Below are 18643 nucleotides of genomic sequence, written 5' to 3' on the forward strand. Positions count from 1 at the left end.
CTCCGCGTGTGGAGCTGGCTGATTCAGGCGAGCGGCAAATAGCGGATTGGCGATCTCTACAGAATGACGTAGGAGGGATTCGAGGCCAGGGAGACCTTGTCGGCCGACACCCCGCTCGTGCCAGACAACCATCAAGTGCGGATAAGTGCGGTCGGGGGCCAGTTGTCGGTGTAGGGGAGTCGTGCCGAAGAAGTTGACACACGCTGAGTGGCGGGAACTCAGGGCAGAGTTGATCCCTCGCGTTGCCGACTGGATCTGTCGGTACGACGACGTGCTGACAGTTCGCGGACGCAAGTTCGCTGATCGCGCAATGGTGAAGGCGAACCTGGCTGGTGAAGTGGGAACGCGGACACTGTTCGAGCCCGTTCTGCTGGTGTCGCTCGCCGACCCTGCAGCGGAGATGAGCGAGTTGCTCGAGGTTTGCGACCGAATCCCGTTCACCGGGGACTAATTTCAGTGGGATTACGTCCGAGCAATCTACGCCGCAACATACCGCCACCAAGTGAAGCGCGGCGATGTGGATATCGCGGCTGGTGTGCTCCAGATGATCTCGTATCCAGAGAACGGCGAACAACCTGACGATCCGTTCGCGTCTCGACTGCCCGCGGTGGCGAACCGGGCGAATGGCTCTGTGCTCGGTCAGAGTGTGGCGTATCCGCGGCCGGCGACTACGAATCCGGCGCTTCAGCATCTCTTGGGTGCGGTGCGCGAGTGGAACATCATCTGGCTACGGGATCTCGGCGACGTGGACCCGAGCGCGGATCGACGCAGAACTTTCTGTAGCGGCTGAGGACGCCGCGGCATTTGTTGGACGCGTAGTGAGCGGTGATCGGGGCGTTAGCTGACTGCGGTTCGGCAGGCCAATCAGTTGTCGGGACGGGCCGGCGGTCGGTCTTCATCCGTTGTCGCGGGGTGTTTGTCTATGGCATCGACTATTGCGATGATCTCGGGATATTCCACCATCAACGGGTCGTATGCGCCGCCATGCCGATGTGCACGGACCAGGTAGAATGCCCAACCGCGAAGCAGATCCACTCCCGCCCACTCGGGAATCGTCCCCAGGCTCTCGAATTCGTGACGGAGCGGGGCGACGAGCTCGGCCAGTTTGTGTGGTCCGCCACCCAGCCGCTCGTATCCGTTGTAGGTATGTGCCCACTCGATGAGGAGTAGCTCGTAGTCTTTGGTCATCTCAGGTCGTAGGACTCCTGTCGGTTTCCAGAGGGTAGCGGCGCACCGCGAACGAGTTTTTGCGCGATCAGTGGATGGGGTCACCTTTGCCGACTTTTGACCATCGGCTGTTGCCCCGGGCTGCCCGACTACTCAGGCGGGCAACGAGCGAGCGCATCCTCTGCGGTGACTGACGTTGCAGGATCGCCTCAGGCTGTTGCCCTACCAGCTCGAGGATTCGGGTCCACGGCACAACCTTCCTGAAGGCGCCGCACTGCGAAGACGGATTCGAGCCTGCGTTCCGTATCGCGTTGACTCCATTCCGAAGTTGTATCTCGTCTTCACCCAATGCCTCAGCGAGCCACAAGAGTCCGGCAGCGCACCGGAACCGGTTGTAGAAACTCTTCGAACTCGTCGAGGGGTTTGCTCGGTTGTAGGCGCCAGGGCCGTTGTAGCCGTAAAGCCACCCCGCGAGGTGCTCCTGTTGCGAGGTGTACCACGCACGTCCGTTGCCGCCGGCCTCGAACGCATCCGTGATCGGTTGTGCGGTGGGCAGGCGGAGAACGATGTCCCTGAGGGCGAGAACTGAGATGTCGCCGTCGTTGATCACCGGCTTCGGTCTTTGCGACTTGGCCATCACGCCTCTGGTGCCACGCTCAGGTCGCCGTGCCCGTCGAGGTGCAAGGCTCCAGTGTTCAGCAGCCTCTTGATCGCCTGACCCAGCATATCCTGAGTGTCGGAACGCACACGGAGCCAGCCAAATACGGCTGCAGTCTGCTTGATGAGTGTGGTTTCGTCGATCGTGGTCGCATCGCGGACGACAAGCTTGAGCGCTAGCTCTAGTTCCTCCGGTGGAACCTGGGAAGCTTTGCGTTCGCCATACCCTTCCTCGGGTACTCGGACTTCGAGGGCTCCGGGATTGTCGACGCGGAGGAATCCGTGATTGTCGGGGCCCGCCGGGTGAGCCCGCTTCAATGCCTTGTCGATGGCGCTTCGCATCTGGTGTCCCACACGAGAAGCGCCCCACACGGTCTTGAACCGATCGTTCAGCAGGTCGCGGTGCACCGGTGCCTCAACACGGATCACGCCGTGGAAGAAGTCGGTCATGTCCTGAATGCCCTCGAGCGTCTTCGGATCTCGCGTTCGGGACGGTCGCACGGTGTACTCGACGTACGGGCGGGTCCAATCGCGTTCTGCGACCTCGGGCACCTCTGTGAACGAAGGGATACTGGTCTGAGTGTCGGAAAGAGCTTTGTGGGAGGTACTTCGACCGCCACTGCCGTTGATCGCGTCCTCGATCGCGAGACGGAGTCGCTCTTCCTGGGCGGCGCGATCCCGCCACCAGCTGAGTCCCCAGATCCGATGCATTCGCCAGCCGAGCCCCTCGAGGACCTGTTGTCGGAGACGATCGCGGTCTCGCGCCGTCTGTGCCGAGTGGTATGCAGCTCCGTCGCATTCGATTCCGAGCACGTACTCGCCAGGACGTTCCGGATGGCGAACTGCCATGTCGATTCGGTAGCCGGCGACCCCGACCTGGGGGACCGCGTCGTATCCCCACGACCGGATCTTCGCGAGGACCTGCTCTTCGAAGATGCTCTCCGGGCCGCCCTCACCGCTGCTGACATCGATTGCCAGCGCGGCGTGTCCGCGTGCCGCGAAGTCGAGGTACCGCTGAAGATGCAGAAGCGAGGGGTTGGAGGTCGGCGGCATCTGTCCTGCGGTGAAGGAGGAGACGATCTCGATGCGTTTCCGCGCGCGGGTGACGGCGACGTTCAGTCGGCGCCATCCTCCATCGCGGTTCAACGGGCCGAAGTTGGCTGTGAACTTGCCGACTTCGTCGGGTCCGTAGCCGATCGAGAACAGGATGATGTCGCGCTCGTCGCCCTGGACATTCTCGAGGCTCTTCACGAAGAAGCCGTCGAGGCGGTCATGGTCGGTGAGCAGCCCCTGAAGAGCGGGATTCTGTTCAGACTGAGCTTCGATCTCCTGGATGATCCTGTCCGCCTGGGTACCGGAGAACGTCACGACGCCCAACGACGCGGTGGGATGATTCGCGCGGAACCAGGCCACTCGTTCAACGATCTTGGCGGCTTCGATCGGGTTGTCCCGGCTGGAGCCTCGTTGGTAGACGCCATCGACGGGGATGTGGGCGACGCCGAGGTCGTCCGCCTCGAACACCGCTCCCGGGAATGTCATCAGATCGCCCTGATAGAAGCTGTGGTTCGAATACGCGATCAGGTCTTCGTGGCGACTTCGGTAGTGCCATTTCAGTGGAAGCGAATGTAGTCCGCCGGCGCCCTTCGCGAGGTCGAGAACCGACTTGAAGTCTGAAGCCTCGTTATCCTCATCGCCTTCATCACCGGCGACACTGAAGAAATCGGTCGGCGGCAGCTGCTTCTGGTCTCCCGCGACGATCAACTGGTCGCCGCGATAGACGCAGTTGAGTGCGTCCTGCGGCAGAACCTGCGAAGCCTCGTCGAAGATCACCACGTCGAAGCGGATGTCCGCCGGCAGGTACTGCGAGACTGAGAGCGGGCTCATCATGAAGCACGGCTTCAGCTGCTGAACAAGCGATGTGGTCTCGGCGAGAAGTTCTCGAACAGGCTTGTGGCGGGTCTTCTTTTCGCCCTCGCGTTTGATGATCTGGGCAGCACGGCCCGCCAGGCTGATGGGTGCGCGATCGTTGCACCGCCGTACCACCTTCGCCTTGGCATTGCGGACCAGAGCACGGTCGAGTTCCTGGAACTCGCGCACCAGATCGTCGCGTGATGCAGCTTTGTAATCCTCGAGACGCTTATCCGCCTCGCAGCGTGAGTCGACCCAGGCTTCGAGGATGACGTATTCGATGGCTGCCTCGATGTCTGCCTGAGTTCGTGGCGCGCGCTTCAGGGCTTCGATGATCGAATGCAGGTCCAGCGAATAGGCCCAGGTGAGTTCTCGGTGTGCGGTACACCAGTCTTCGATCTGCGACGATGCGGTCTCCTGCATATCCAGCATGAGCTCGATCTGTTCATCGATTCCTGAATCGCACTCGGCTCTCAGTTCATTCGCGCGTTCGGGAGTGAAGAGATCAAGGATCTCGTTGACCCGCGAAGCGTTGTCCTGCACCCGATCTGCCAAGTCGGCACGGGTTGCTGTGCTCTCCGCAAGTCGCTGTGCCAGGGCCCGGTCAATCTCACCCGGGTACAGCTGTTGTACGCGACGAGCGTTGTCGATTCCAGCTGCGAGTAGCTCGAAGTCAGTCTCATTGGTGAGGAGCGAACCGAACGATTTCGTGTCGGAGTCCGAGTGCGACTGATGACGATTCTCGAGGTCGAGGGTTTCTGTGACGTTTGCTACCAAATGGTCGCCCGCACTCACGGTGAGGTCCCGCTCGGCAACCGAGTTCAATTGAGCCAGTGCGTTGCTCACGGTGTCGGCGGTGCTTCTTGCGTCCGCCGCTGTGTTGGCAATGGCCTCAACAGGCGTGGTGTCGTCGACGATGGTTCCGAAATCGTCCGGAAGGTTCTGAACGACACTGCGTAGCGCACTGATCGTCGACTGGATGCGCTGGGCAAGCGGGATCAACCGAGGATCCGGGGTTGCGTTTGCGGACAGCTGTTGGGCGAGGGCCGCCGCGTCGGTATCCATCCCCGCGAGGTTCATCGCTTCGCGGGCGTTGTCGAGTGCTGCTCGGAGAGCGGGGAATTCGGTGCTCTGTCCTTGATAGCGGGAGCCGAGCTGTGCGGAGTGCATCGTTTCAGCCTTGCGGACCTCTGCGACGGCTTCCTGCCAGCTGGCTGCTTCGTCGAGCTGCGCTAGCACCTCCTTGTCACATCGTCCCGACACCGACACGGACCTGATCAGCTTTCGATCGCTCCGCGCAGCTCCCGAGAATCGCTTCAGTCCCTTGTGTGTCTCCCTGAATCGCACGACGAGGGAGGGAAGGTCGAGCTCAAGGACTGCCGGTGTGAAGACCTCGCGAAGCGCTTCCTCGCGTCGATTGGCGTGGTCGACGACGGCGTCCAGGACGTTCAGGCACTCGGCGACCCGGGCGATCACTGCGGAGTTGAGCCACTCGGGTTCGGGTCGGTGTGCCTCCGCGGCGAGCATGGCCAGGCGGGCAACATCGGACGCTCGCTCGATCGTGGAAGGCATCGTCTGCAGGCCGAGGACCTGTGCCAGGTCTGTCGCGTCCTGATTCAACGTCGTCAGGTACGACGCCATCGTGTCGAGCGTCGACACCAATTCGTTCAGCTGACCTGCCGTGGCAGTGCCGGCCACACGCGGGTGTTCAATACCCTGAGCCAGCACGTCCTTCAGGGCCGTCGGGACCTCTCGCCAGCAGCGGATACCAGCCGACTCCAGTGCCTGGACATGCCCGGCGATTGTCTTGAGACTGGCGTGCGCTTCACGAAGCCGTCCGTCCAGGGCGTCGAGATGATCGCAGTCAAACCACACCGGGACACCATTTGGGCGATCATCCAGCGCTCCGAGCAGATCCAGCCGCAGTTGAATGCCCTTGACGTCAGCAGCAATCGAAAGGTCGAGTTCGGCGTCGATCGCTGCGACCCGCTCGTGGACCAGCCGCGCGCTCTCGAACGCTCTCGTGGCGTAGCGGCCATACTCGCGGGCTTCCGCTGGACCGAGCTGGTCGCTCTTGAGGTCACGCCACAGGTAAGCATCTTCATCGGCGACCGCATCCCAGACCCGCCCGAGGGTGGAGGCGTGCTGACGGATCTCTGAAAGGTCTTCCTCCGATACCGACGCCCACCGACGGTGCGAGGGGACCGATGCATCGATACCGCGGTCGAGCTCACTCAGCCGGCCGAGGACGGTGAACAGGCTCCAACCCAGTTTGGGATCGACCTCGTTCATCGCCGACGCGAAGTCGGTGAGCTGCTGGCGATCGCGGGCAAGGTTCCGCTCGTCCTGGCCACTGAACGTCGAATCCAGCTGGACCCGTTTGCGCAGCGTCCTCGACAGCTCCGCAGCGACTTCCTTACGCGTCGCTGCGTGGCTGTGAAGTTCGAAGAGGAAGTGCTGGAGACCTTCCTTGGTCAAGCGGTCGCGAACCACGTCGAGCGCTGCCGCCTTCTCACTGACAAACAGCACTGTCTTACCGATCGCCATGAGCTCGGCGATCATGTTCGCGATCGTCTGACTCTTACCGGTTCCCGGTGGGCCGTCCATGACGAAGCTCCGGCCGTCTGCAGCACAAATGATGCATCGGCGCTGGCTCGAGTCGGCGTCAAGGATCGTGAACATCGCCTCCGGTGGCTTGAGTTCGTCAAGACCTTCCAGGGGCGGTTCGTCGAAGCCGTAGGCAGTAGCGGCCGGCGCGTCGGGACCCAGGGCTAGGAGCTGGACCATGTCATGGCCGGCGATGCGTTCAGCGTTCTCGAGGAGGTCCTGATACATCGCCTCCTTCTGGAATGTGAAGTTCGCGAGCACCATTCGCGAGTCGACGCGCCACTGACGATGCCCCGAGATCGCGGTCTCGAGTTCGGAACGGAATCGGTCGAACGAGACGTCATCGGGATCGATCGTCGGAAGCTCGACGCCGAACTCGTTCGACAGCTTCAGCTGAAGCACCGGGTTGACCGTGATGTCGTCGTCGGTCCGAGAGATCACATAGGGGGAGTCGGCGCCGGTCTTCTCGACTTGAACGGGGACCAGCAGTACGGGGCTGTCGATCTTGGCGGAGGTGTCGTTGGGGTCTGCCCAGTGCAACATCAGAACGCCGAGGTACAGCGTCCACACGCCTCTGTCGGCGAAGGCCTGGTTCGACTGCTGATCGATGCGGCGCAGTGACGATCGGAGCGTCTCGTCGGTCTTGTCCTTGACGTACAGAGCGCGGTCGGACCGCGAAGTTCCGGGTTCAGGTGCCGGCCGCACGGGGACAGAGGTCGACGCCAGCGTCCCGAGCGTCGTGAGCGGCGACGCGTGATCGAACTCGAGGGTGCCTGCCTTGAGGTGCTTGAAGTAGAGCAACCGCTGCCGCTTGTCCATGGCCAGGAGCTTGTCGCGCCACGCGGCCAGGGTGCTGTCAAGCTTGCGTTGGATCTCGGGAGTCAAACTCTCCGCGCCACTGGACTCGGTACCTGCGTTGTTGACGTCTACGGACATACTCACCCTCATCCTCGGCCAGCCCACACGCTGTCCCTACACTGCGCCGTGCACCCCGCTATGTGAGGTGCCATTAGGCAAGAGAATAGGGGGCAGTGCCGACAAGGTTGTTGGCTACCCTTCCGTTCGCAGAATCGGCGGAGAATGGGTCGTCCGACCACGGTGCTTTGGCGACTTGGTATCTGCATGTCGCGGTAGCCATGAATAGGCGAGATACCAGGTCTGTCCCGAGCGAACACGGAGTTCGCCGAAGAGGGAGTGACTCTTCGACTACGGCCGCCGGTGTTCACCAAGATTCATCTGATCGGATGAATTGCGCTGTTGCCAATTCATGCAAACGGGACTGAGAATGCTTTCGGTATTTCGTAAGGACGCGGATTGCGGATCTATTCACCATGTAGTCGATCCCACAGTCGTGCTCAGAAACGCGCGCCGAGGTCTGAAACGGCCGAGCATGTCCGGCGCGAGATTGATCTGGCGCAATCGCCGGGCGAACAGGCACACTCGACGCCCATGAATCCTGATCCTGCGCTGGCTCTCCCCGTTTCGGCACGTGCGCTACGCGTTTCGACCCTGAGGAGGGAACGGCTGCGCCTTGCGAAGTCAGATCCCTCGGTTGTGGAACTGAACCGGCTGATCTGGCGGATCTCACGACGTGAGGACAAGGAAGACCGACTGCTGTATCTTGATCCGACCTACGGCGGCGTTGACGCCGACGTCGTCGTATTGCTCAAGGCACCACAAGCCGATCCCTGCCGGGGCGCCGGAAGGCTGATCTCGCTCGACAATAACGACTCTACCGCCGAGACCCTCTTTGACCTTTTCAAAGAGCTATCGATCGACCGTACGCGGTGTGTGGCGTGGAACATCTGTCCGTTTCCACTCCGCGAATTCGATCCTGATGAGGGTGAACTCCGCAAGGGGAAAGAGGATTTCCGCAAGTTCCTGGGCCTTTTGAAACATCCCAAGACGGTCCTCGTCCTCGGGGCCGCCGTCGGTCGAGGTTGGCATGAGCACTCGTTTGGATCGATAGACCCAAACCTTCGGGTGGTGTGCGGGCCTTCGCCATCTCCTCCGGGTATCACGAAGGGTGACAACCTCGTGCTCCTCAGAGATGCGCTCCGCGACGCATTCGCGTGACTTGTCGCTGCGCTTGCGACTTACCCTCGTCAGGTGAACACCGCACCACTCGGACCGGAATCGGGAGGATCGTTCCGTCCGCCGCCGAGTTCGCCCGCTGTGCGGTCACGTATGAGCCGGCAGAAGTCCCGGGATACGGGTCCCGAAATCGCGGTACGTCGCGCACTTCATGCACGCGGGATTCGCTATCGCGTCGACGTCAAGCTGGAACCCGACATGCGTACGCGAGCGGATCTCGCATGGCGGGGACTGAAACTAGCCGTGTTCATCGACGGGTGCTTTTGGCATGGGTGCCCTGAACACGCGACACGACCGGCAGCCAACCGGGACTGGTGGGCGCAGAAGCTCGACGCGAACATCGCCCGCGACCGGCGAACAGACGACACCCTTCGCAACCGGGGTTGGGTCGTTCGCCGTTTCTGGGAGCATCAATCCCCGGAGGAGATCGCGGACGAGCTCGTCAAGGAGATCCGCGACATCAAAGCTTGACGGGACTCGCCGTGTCCTGTCGTCTGACCGGACCAATAGAGGAAACGCCAGTCGTAAGCGTGCCGAACTGTCGGTGCGATCGAGTAGAAAGCTGTCTTGGGACGGGCAAACGACGGTGCTTCGGGCATGTGACAAACGGGATTCGGTGATGGTGGAGACAGTGGATCAAGCCCTCGAGCTCGACCCAGATCAGCGACTTGTCGCGCAGTCGGCGAGCAGTGAGCGGCTGGTGGTGATCGCTGGGGCCGGCCAGGGAAAGACCGAGGTTGTGACGTCACGACTCAAGTTTCTGATCGAGGATGAGGGTCTATCCGCGTCCACGGAACTGCTGGTACTGAGCTTCTCTCGGGCTGCGGTGCACGCGGTCCGAACCAGACTGACCGATCGTGAGGTGGCCGAGGTCAACGTCCGGACCTTCGACTCGTACGCGTCACAGCTGCTGCTGGAGGCAGATGTGGAACCCGCACTCGGGTTCGAGGCACGGATTCGGCAGGCGACATCGCTCCTGCGGGAGGGAAACGATGATGTTGTGCAGCTCGTCGAGGATCTTCAGCATGTGATTGTCGACGAGGTCCAGGACCTGGTCGGCGACCGGGCCGAGTTCGTACTCGCAATTCTCGAGCGCCTCTCCAAGGAAGCCGGTTACACCGTACTCGGGGACCCGCTACAGGGAATTTACGACTTCGTCCTGGACGACTCGTCAAGCAGGATGACGTCATCGGAAGTGCTCGAGTGCCTTCTGTCCGATCACTCGGCCACCCGAACGACCTTGTCGAGGAACTATCGTGCCCGAGGCGATGACTGCAGACGGGTCGTCGATGTGGGCCGTCGACTCCGCGAAACCGTTGACCCCGTCGTAGCGTTAGACCAGCTTCGAGAGGTTCGAGACAAGCTCCCTCATATCGATCGGTGTGACGACTGGGGCTTCTTGGATCTCTACCCGGGGCGATCGGCGATCCTGTGCCGAAGTAACGCGGAGGTTCTTCGGATCTCGCGTCAGCTCGCGGACCTCGGTATCAGGCACGCAGTGCGTAGGCCGGCTCAAGCGTTTGGTGCTGCGAGGTGGATCGGTCCAATCCTCGCCGGGCTGGCCGGCCCGAATGTCGAGCGTCCTGTGGTGGAAGGACTACTCGCCGGGAAGTTTGGCGAGCAGGAGGCAGAGGATGCGTGGTACCTCCTCAAGGGGGCTGAAGGCGGGCGCGGACGCAGCCGCGACCAACTCAATCTGGATCGGATACGACGCCGAGTCGCTTCATCAACCGTGCCGTTGACCCTTACGCAGGGAGACGACGAAGTCGACGTCGTCATCTCGACGATTCATCGCGCGAAGGGGCTGGAATTTGACAACGTCTTCCTCGCGGCCTGGCGTGACCCCGCTGAGGACGACCCGGACCCGTGGGCACAGGTCCGACTTGAATACGTGGCTCTGACCCGGGCCCGCGATGCGATCGTCCTGGTGTCGACTCCACGCGCTCGACCCATCGTTGCCGAGCAACGATGGCTACCGGGCCGCCTCCAGGAACGGGTTGGCGCCCAGGGTAAGAGTCGCGTCAGGGCTCTTGAAATCGGCTACGACGATACATACACAGCACGGCCTGCCGAGGCGTCCGAGGATTCCGCGGCTTCTGTTCAGGCGGCGTTGGAATCGTTGACGACCGGGGTATCAGTGGCAGGGGTGCTGAATCTCACCCGCTCCGACATTCAATGTCCGATCTACGACCTCACTGTCGATGGGGTCTCGATCGGACGGACGACCGAAGCATTCGGAGAAGATTTTTCGAAGGCCTTCAAGGTTCGTCAAGGCGAATGGCCGGCAGAGCTGGTCGACATGGTGCTGGTATCAGTGGAAACCACTGGCGGGGACCCGAACATCGCTGAACACGCCGGGGTCGGTCCGGGAGGTTTTTGGCTGGTCCCCAGGGTGGCGGGTCTTGCAAGGCCGCTGTGGGACGTGATGGAGAAAGTGAGATGAGCGTGGACGAGAGCCTGGCGGAGAAGTATCGCTTCCGGGAGGAAATGGTCGAGGCCCTGGCGAAGGATCTGATTGGCCCAGGCGGCGGTGAGAACGAAGTCATCGGGGAGGAGCCACTCAGTCGCTACATCGTCGGTGCACTGTGGCCTCAGCCTGCAGACGAGGACGATGCCGAAGAGACCGCTCAACAGAAGGGCTCAGATCCGACGGGTGCAGAGGCGGACGCGGAGAGCGATGAGGGGAGCCCCGTTGCAGAAGCCCGCATGAGGTTCCCGTCGTCGGTCGGCATAACCTTCTCGGTGCGGGCTGCCGCCGATTTTGTGACGATCGAGCCCGCTGCCGCGAGTTACGTCCTTCTCACCGATAGCGAAGAGGCGTCGCTGGGTTGGCGGCGCATGCCGCTCGTTGGTGAACCGGTCGTTCAGAAGCTGAACCGACCGGGCGTGTATCGAGACGACGTCGCACCGGGATTGCAGCTGTATCGATATGTCCGGCCGGAGAAGGACGGTATCGTCACCATCACCGCGGCCCTGAAAAACACCCATGTTGCAGTGAAAGGTGATCTACGAGACGGGATCTCGTGGTTTCAGGTCGGAATCACCGCTCGAACACATCATCCGAACATCGTTGATCGCACCACCGCTCGCAACATCGGAAACGATCCCGATCTCGACACCGCCGCGCTGATGTACCGCCACGCGCATACGTTCGCCATCGGGCATGGCTGTGCTGCCGACTGGAACCTTGACGAGGTCGAGGATGGTGCGGTTTCCCAGGTATCGACCATCTTCATCCCGACGCACGAAGTGCATCGTGCAAAGCCCGGCGCACTTGAAGATGTCGATCTGCGGATGGCTTCTTTCGCCGATGGTCCGACAGACCGCATCATTGAGAGCCTCCGAGCGCTGACCGCGGAGTACCGCTCGTGGATCAGCACTCTGCAGGGAGATGTTGACTCTGGTAAGGCGTCGGTAGCGGACGATCTGAAACCGGTGGCTGCTGAGCACATCAAAGACATGTACCGTGCGACCGACCGTATAGATGCTGGCATCTCGTTGTTGGAGAAGGACCCGGACGCGCTTCGAGCATTTCGCTTGGCCAACCGCGCAATGCAGCTGCAGCGTGCGCGTCAGGAGTGGGTGCGAAGTGGAGCGAAAGGGCAAGTCGGGGATGGAAAGACGGCGAAGTGGCGCCCGTTCCAGATCGCCTATTTACTCCTGAATTTGCCGGGGATCACGGACCCGGGTCATGAAGATCGCGACGTCGCGGACCTGCTGTGGTTCCCCACCGGCGGCGGTAAGACCGAGGCATATCTGGGCCTGGTCGCCTATGTGATTCTCCTGCGACGCATCAGGAACTCCTCTGCGGAGGGCGTCGCAGTGATCATGCGATATACGCTTCGTCTCTTGACCATTCAGCAGTTCGAGCGAGCGTCGATGCTGATGTGTTCGCTGGAGACCGTGCGCAAAGACAACCCGGGACTGGGTTCCAAGCCCTTCTCCATAGGACTTTGGGTCGGGGCGGGTGCCACTCCGAACTCCAACCGTGAGTCCCGAACTTCTTTGAAGAAGTTGGCTCAAGGCCAGGAACTGCAAGAGAAGAATCCGGTCCAGCTCACCCAGTGTCCGTGGTGTGGGACGTTCATGGATCACACGAATTATTCGGTCCCGAAAGCACCGGTCGATCATACGAAGATCGCCTGTAATACACCCACGTGCGACTTCCGAAACGGATTGCCGGTGCACGTGGTCGACGAGGACGTGTACCGCGAGCGACCCGAGCTGGTACTCGGAACCGTCGACAAGTTTGCGATGATGGCGTGGAACGAGAACGTGGGCAAGCTCTTCGCCCGTGACGGAAAAGGCACTCCGCCAGAGCTTGTCATTCAGGACGAGTTGCATCTCATCTCCGGACCGCTGGGCTCCATGGTTGGTCTCTATGAGACTGCAGTTGACGCGGCGTGCACCGTCACTTCACTCAGCGACGACAGCAATCGCGCCCGCCCGAAGGTCATCGCCTCAACTGCGACCATTCGTCGGGCGGACAAGCAGATTCGTGCGGTCTTCGATCGAAAGGCCACTCTGTTCCCGCCACCGGGAATCGATCCGGACACATCCTTCTTTGCAGAGCCTTCGACGAAGGACGAACTGGGAACTCGCCGCTACGTCGGCGTGATGGCATCGGGTACCAGCCATGCGACCCTCCTCGTCCGTGTCTACGCGGCGCTTCTGCAGGCCGCCAAGGACATTGAAGGCGATGACAGCGCCCGCGACCCCTATTGGACCTTGCTGGGCTACTTCAACAGTTTGAGGGTATTGGGCAGTGCCAATCTCCAGGTGGAAGGTGACGTCCGGGAGCGCCTGGATCTCGTTGCAAAGCGCAACGGTACCGAGAAGCGTGAGCGACTGGTCATCAACGAGTTGACCAGTCGTGTGCCATCGTCGGAAATTCCGAATCGACTGAAGTCGTTGGAGCGCAAGCTTGGTGGCGACAATCAGCCGGACGACGTGGTGCTGGCAACGAACATGATCTCGGTCGGTGTCGACATCGACAGACTCGGTTTGATGACGGTTATGGGACAGCCTCAGGCGAGCGCTGAGTACATTCAGGCGACCAGCCGCGTGGGCCGTCAACATCCAGGTCTGGTGGTAACGATCTTCAACTCCGCCCGATCGCGAGATCGCTCCCACTACGAGAGTTTCCGCCCGTTCCATCAGGCGTTGTACCGCGCAGTAGAAGCCACCAGTGCGACACCGTTTGCTGCACGTGCTCGCGATCGAGGCTTACACGGCGTACTCATCGCGATGACTCGTCTGCTGAACCCGGACATGGCCTCGAATGAGTCCGCGTACCTGGCTCCCGACTATTGGGATGAGCTCAACGAGATCACCGCGCTGATCGAGAAGCGTGTTCGAGCGGTGGAACCCGGTGAGGCTGAAGCAACTAGCGAGGAACTCGAAACCCTCCTGGAGGTGTGGGCAGACGAAGCCGAGCGCCGAGAGAACATGAAGTACCAGAACAAGAATCTGGAGAATGCGCTCATGATTCGCCCGGAAGACGCCTTGGTCAACGATGACATCGAGTACTCGCAACGCGAGGTGCCCTGGCCGACCTTGCAGAGTATGCGTGACGTAGATGCCGAGAGTTCTCTATACCAGATCGCGATGAAGAGGAAGTCATGAGTACCGCAGACGCCAAGGCCCGCCGTAGCCAGCTGTTGAGCACCTACGGGATCGGTGGGCTCTTCCCCTCGGAGACATCGAGTTTCATGATCGTCGGGCTGGACTACTGGAACGAAGAGCGGGCACCCGAGATCGTCGAGCCGCGACTGGCTCGCACCCTGGGCGTGCGGGAGCTGAAGTCGCCGCCGGCCGGTGGAAAGCGCGATGTGCCTGTCGTGCGATTCCCGTATACCCAGATTTGCCCGGGCTGTCGAAGGATTGGCAGCACCAGTGAATTGGGCGGGGACTGGAACGCAGCACACTGCCGGTGTAAGGACGGGCGGTCCGGAGCAGCTCTCTCCCCGTTCAGGTTGATCACGGCCTGTACCCGAGGCCACATTGACGAGTTTCCCTTCTTCCAATGGCTACACCGCGACCACGGTGGTGCATCGGGGACAAAGCACGAGATGAAGATGAAGTCGCTCGGGCGTACCTCTTCGCTGGAAGACCTTGTCCTGGAGTGCAGCTGCGGCGTACCCGCGCGGTCATTGGACGGTGCTTCGAAGGCAACCGCGATGAAGGGGGTCAGCCGGTGCCGAGGTCTTCGACCGTGGCTCGGACTAGAGCACTCCGAACCGTGTTCCGAAACCCCGCGAGTCCTGCAACGAGGTGCCTCCAACGTTTGGTTCCCCGCGGTCATGTCGACGATCTCCATCCCGCCCTACTCAGAGGCCGTCGCCAAGTTCGTGAACAAGTACTGGGCTGTCCTGGAGGACCCGGCCGCTGTGACCGATGCACTTCTGGAAGGCCTTGCGAAACAGAGCCGTTTCACCAAGGAACAGATTGTCGCCGAGGTGGAACGGCGTCGTGGAGAATCACAAGGCGAAGCCAAGACCGAAGAGCAATTGCGCGAGCAGGAGTTCCGGGCCCTCATGGAGGGCCGCGCGGCGAGCAAAGACGAGTCGGACTTCGTCTGCGAGAAGACAGTGGTCAACGGGGACTTCCCAGCCGACGTGCCTGAGATCTTCACCGACTTGCGCAAGGTCACACGACTTCGTGAAGTCCGGGCTATTCACGGGTTCACACGACTGACAGGGGAAGTGACCCCAGACAACAAGTGCAGGCTCTCGATAGAGGAGAAGCACTGGTTGCCGGCGATCGAGGTGATCGGCGAAGGGATCTTCCTCGCTTTGGATCGAGACGCGCTCGACCAGTGGGCCACGACGCCGTTCGCACAGAAGCGCCGCCGCAGGCTCCAGGACGCGGCAAACAAGCAGGCGGAGGCCTTCGATCGGCAGCCTGCGACCGTGGACATTGTCAAGGTCGCGCTCCACACGTTCGCGCACGTTCTCATCGATCAGCTGTCCCTGGACGCCGGCTACCCGGCGTCATCCCTCCGGGAACGTCTGTACGTCGACGACCAGATGGCTGGACTCCTCATCTACACCGCGAGCTCGGACTCCGCGGGAAGCCTCGGCGGCGTCGCGTCGCAGGCTGATCCTGAGCAGTTCGCCCTCGCAGTCGAAGAGGGGCTCACACGTCTGTCCTGGTGTTCGGCAGACCCTGTGTGCATCGAGTCAACAGCGTCCGGCACAGATGCGATGAACCTGGCTGCATGTCATGCCTGTGTACTGGCGCCGGAAACGTCGTGCGAGCTGAACAACACCCTCCTCGACCGCGCGCTGTTGTTCGGCACCCACGAGCCGGGGGAGGAAGACGCGGGTCTCTTCAGCGACTATCTCGCCAATAAATAGGCTGGACCGAGATCGATTCGAGGAGGCAGGTCAGTGGCTGACATCGCCGCAGGTGAACGCGTCATCATTCGAGACGAGGAGTGGCTGGTTCGCGCGGTCCGGTCAACCGAGTACGACGGGACGCGCATCGAGGTCACCGGGGTCAGCGAGCTCGTACGTGATCAGGATGCGGTGTTCTTCGACCATCCGGACCTCGATCGGATCGACCGATTGGATCCTCGGGACGGCCGCCTTGTCGTCGACACCTCACCTGAATTTAGGCGGACCCGCCTCTGGCTGGAGTCGGTACGCCGAGGTAGCCCGGTCCCAGCCTCGGACACACGCATCACCGTCGGACACCATGCCCTTCTCGACCGGATGGACTACCAGCTCAGACCCGCCGCACAGGCACTACAGAACCTCCGCCCCCGGATCCTCATCGGAGACGCGGTCGGGCTCGGCAAGACGCTCGAAATCGGGATCCTGCTCTCGGAGCTGATCCGTCGCGGACGCGGTGAACGTATTCTCGTCGTCACGCCGCGAGCTGTACTCGAACAGTTCCAGCAAGAATTGTGGACACGGTTCGCCATCCCTCTGGTCCGCCTCGATTCGACCGGCATCCAGAAGGTCAAGCAGACCTTGCCGAGCTCACGAAACCCGTTCAGCTTTTACAAACGGGTCATCGTCTCTATCGACACCCTCAAGAATCCCGCTCGCTACAAGCACCACCTCAAGAGCCAACGGTGGGACGCCGTGGTTATCGATGAGTGCCACAACCTCATCAACCGCGGTACGCAAAACAACGAGCTGGCCAGACTTCTTGCGGCACAGAGTGATGCCTTGATACTGGCGAGTGCCACACCACACAACGGCAAGCAAGAGTCCTTCGCCGAGCTGATCAACATGCTCGACCCGACCGCCATCGCGGACCCCAAGGACTACCGGGCGAAAGACATCGAGCACCTTTACGTTCGCCGCCACCGCAACTCGCCGGACGTGAAGCTCGACGTCGCCCATAGATGGAAAGAACGGCGCAAACCCAACATTCTGCCGGTCGACCCCACCGACGCAGAACGCGCTGTTCTTCGGGAGCTGGAGGACGTGTGGCTGCATCCCACCGGCACACCGGTCTTCGACGGCAAGGGCCGTCGGCTCTTCCCGTGGACCCTGTACAAAGCGTTCCTGTCGTCGCCACGCGCTCTGCGCGCCAGCCTCGCACGGCGGCTCAACAACATCGGAGACGAGGACAACGCAGAGTCGAAGGCGCTGACTCGCCTCGACGAATTGGCGGAGGCCGCCGAGCGCACCACACCATCCAAACTCACAGAACTCGTGAAGTACCTGGGCTCCATCGGGGTATCGAAGGGTTCCGACACCCGCGTGGTGATCTTCTCCGAGCGCATCGACACCCTCGACTGGCTCAGCGACGAACTCCGAAAGAAGCTTAAGTTCAGCGCGAAGCCCCAGAACGGACTACTGCCCGTAGAAGTACTCCACGCCGGCCTGTCCGACGAAAAGATCCAGGCAGTTGTGGAGGGTTTCGGTCAAAGCAACTCGCCGATCCGAGTACTGATCGCCTCCGACATGGCATCGGAAGGGCTCAATCTCCACAAGGAGTGTCACCGCCTGGTGCACTTCGACCTCCCGTGGTCGTTCATCCGCATCCAACAGCGCAACGGACGCATCGACCGCTACGGTCAGCTCCGCCCGCCGCAGATCACGGCACTGGCTCTCACCTCCGGCGGCGAGGTGACCGACGACCTCAACGTCGTCACTAAGTTGTTGAAGAAAGAAGATGAGGCCAACCGGGCGCTGGGCGACGCCGAGGTCCTCCTCGACGTGCACGACGCGAAGATCGAGGAAGAGACGGTGATGGAGGCGATCCGTACCGGCCGCGATCTCGACGAGATCGTCCCCGAAGCGACACCGCAAGCACTGAATCCGTTCGCGCAACTGATAGTTCAGGGTGGTACGCACGACGCTGATCCGGCGCCGGAAACCGCAACGCGGATCTCCTTCTTCGATGATGACGACAACTACCTCACCGACGAGCTGACCGACATCGCAGCCGACAACCGCGCATCCGACCTCGACATACACCGCGAAGCCGACAACGACCTGATTGCTTTCAACCCGCCGGCCGACCTGATCACGAGGTTCCGAGACCTACCGCCGGACTACCGTCAGGAACAACAGATCGAGCAGCGACTCCGTCTCACCGGCAGTTCCGACTACGCCCAGAAACGGCTTGTCCGTGCGCAGAAGTCACAGGACAGTGCGTGGCCAGACGTCCACTTTCTCGCACCTATTCACCCTGTACTCGAGTGGGCGGGGGATCGTGCGGTGGGTCGCTTCGGCCGCAATGAGATCCCTGTGGTGGCAGGCGAAGTCGACCAGCCCTACTTTCTCACGCAGGCAGTGTGGTCCAACGAAAACGGCGCCCCGGCGATCGCCCATTGGGGTGCGGTGACCGGGCTACCCGATGAACCGGATGTTGATGACTTCGACACCGTCGTCGCAAGATCAGGTTTGCAGGAGGGCACGAGCAACCCCGGGATCGCCGATCACGAAATCGCCGACCTCCAGCGGTATGTCGCTGATGCAGTAGACGCCGCGTTGCACCACATTCGAACCCGTCGAGACGACTTCGAACTCGAGCTTCTCGACCGCGTGGACCGATACCGCAATAGCCTGAAAGCGTGGGAACAGACTGCCCTTACGGTGGTCAGCTCATCGGGCAGCCGAACAAACACGCGGCTCGACGTGGAGCAGATCGCCGACAGCTGTCGTTCCATCATCGACTCCTTGGCAGCGTCCGGCGATCCTTACGTTCGCGTGATCGGCGTCATCGTTCCGAAGACGAACGGATAGAG

At 61.5% G+C, this 18643-nt stretch carries 9 protein-coding genes; 6 read left to right on the forward strand and 3 right to left on the reverse strand.

Annotated elements, in window-relative coordinates:
• Positions 1–864 precede the first annotated feature (864 nt).
• The 3 genes from LQD00_RS00765 to LQD00_RS00775 form a co-directional block, all read right to left on the reverse strand.
• Entirely contained in the window at positions 865–1188 is a 324-nt protein-coding gene (locus LQD00_RS00765) for a hypothetical protein (protein WP_232715208.1), read from the reverse strand.
• A 67-nt stretch (positions 1189–1255) separates the two neighbouring features.
• Positions 1256–1804 (reverse strand): hypothetical protein, encoded by a 549-nt coding sequence (locus LQD00_RS00770; RefSeq protein WP_232715209.1) that lies wholly within the window; start codon positions 1802–1804, stop codon positions 1256–1258.
• On the reverse strand, positions 1804–7275 hold the full coding sequence (locus tag LQD00_RS00775) for a DUF3320 domain-containing protein (protein WP_232715210.1): 5472 nt from the start codon (positions 7273–7275) through the stop codon (positions 1804–1806). Before LQD00_RS00775 ends, LQD00_RS00770 begins: the two co-directional genes overlap by 1 nt.
• Before the next feature lie 513 nt (positions 7276–7788).
• On the opposite strand from LQD00_RS00775, the gene LQD00_RS00780 reads away from it, so the two are divergent.
• The 6 genes from LQD00_RS00780 to LQD00_RS00805 all read left to right on the forward strand — a co-directional run bounded on the left by LQD00_RS00780 (position 7789) and on the right by LQD00_RS00805 (position 18641).
• Entirely contained in the window at positions 7789–8415 is a 627-nt protein-coding gene (locus tag LQD00_RS00780; protein WP_232715211.1) for a uracil-DNA glycosylase family protein, read from the forward strand.
• 33 nt (positions 8416–8448) lie between these two features.
• Positions 8449–8904, forward strand: coding sequence for a very short patch repair endonuclease (locus LQD00_RS00785; protein ID WP_308195909.1), 456 nt, complete (start codon positions 8449–8451; stop codon positions 8902–8904).
• A gap of 148 nt (positions 8905–9052) precedes the next feature.
• Positions 9053–10876: a UvrD-helicase domain-containing protein gene (locus LQD00_RS00790; RefSeq protein ID WP_232715212.1), complete on the forward strand. Its 1824-nt coding sequence runs from the start codon at positions 9053–9055 to the stop codon at positions 10874–10876.
• Positions 10873–14058: a helicase-related protein gene (locus tag LQD00_RS00795; protein WP_232715213.1), complete on the forward strand. Its 3186-nt coding sequence runs from the start codon at positions 10873–10875 to the stop codon at positions 14056–14058. Before LQD00_RS00790 ends, LQD00_RS00795 begins: the two co-directional genes overlap by 4 nt.
• On the forward strand, positions 14055–15791 hold the full coding sequence (drmB, locus tag LQD00_RS00800; RefSeq protein ID WP_232715214.1) for a DUF1998 domain-containing protein: 1737 nt from the start codon (positions 14055–14057) through the stop codon (positions 15789–15791). The genes LQD00_RS00795 and drmB overlap by 4 nt, the downstream gene beginning before the upstream one ends.
• A gap of 33 nt (positions 15792–15824) precedes the next feature.
• Positions 15825–18641 (forward strand): DEAD/DEAH box helicase, encoded by a 2817-nt coding sequence (locus LQD00_RS00805; RefSeq protein WP_232715215.1) that lies wholly within the window; start codon positions 15825–15827, stop codon positions 18639–18641.
• The last annotated feature ends 2 nt before the right edge of the window (positions 18642–18643 follow it).

The sequence above is a fragment of the Gordonia metallireducens genome (assembly GCF_021245825.1).
Classification (GTDB): domain Bacteria; phylum Actinomycetota; class Actinomycetes; order Mycobacteriales; family Mycobacteriaceae; genus Gordonia; species Gordonia namibiensis.

Coding starts and splice junctions, on each gene's coding strand:
- LQD00_RS00765 (WP_232715208.1), bottom strand. CDS start 1,188: ATGACCAAAGACTACGAGCTACTCCTCATCGAGTGGGCACATACCTAC.
- LQD00_RS00770 (WP_232715209.1), bottom strand. CDS start 1,804: ATGGCCAAGTCGCAAAGACCGAAGCCGGTGATCAACGACGGCGACATC.
- LQD00_RS00775 (WP_232715210.1), bottom strand. CDS start 7,275: ATGTCCGTAGACGTCAACAACGCAGGTACCGAGTCCAGTGGCGCGGAG.
- LQD00_RS00780 (WP_232715211.1), top strand. CDS start 7,789: ATGAATCCTGATCCTGCGCTGGCTCTCCCCGTTTCGGCACGTGCGCTA.
- LQD00_RS00790 (WP_232715212.1), top strand. CDS start 9,053: ATGGTGGAGACAGTGGATCAAGCCCTCGAGCTCGACCCAGATCAGCGA.
- LQD00_RS00795 (WP_232715213.1), top strand. CDS start 10,873: ATGAGCGTGGACGAGAGCCTGGCGGAGAAGTATCGCTTCCGGGAGGAA.
- drmB (WP_232715214.1), top strand. CDS start 14,055: ATGAGTACCGCAGACGCCAAGGCCCGCCGTAGCCAGCTGTTGAGCACC.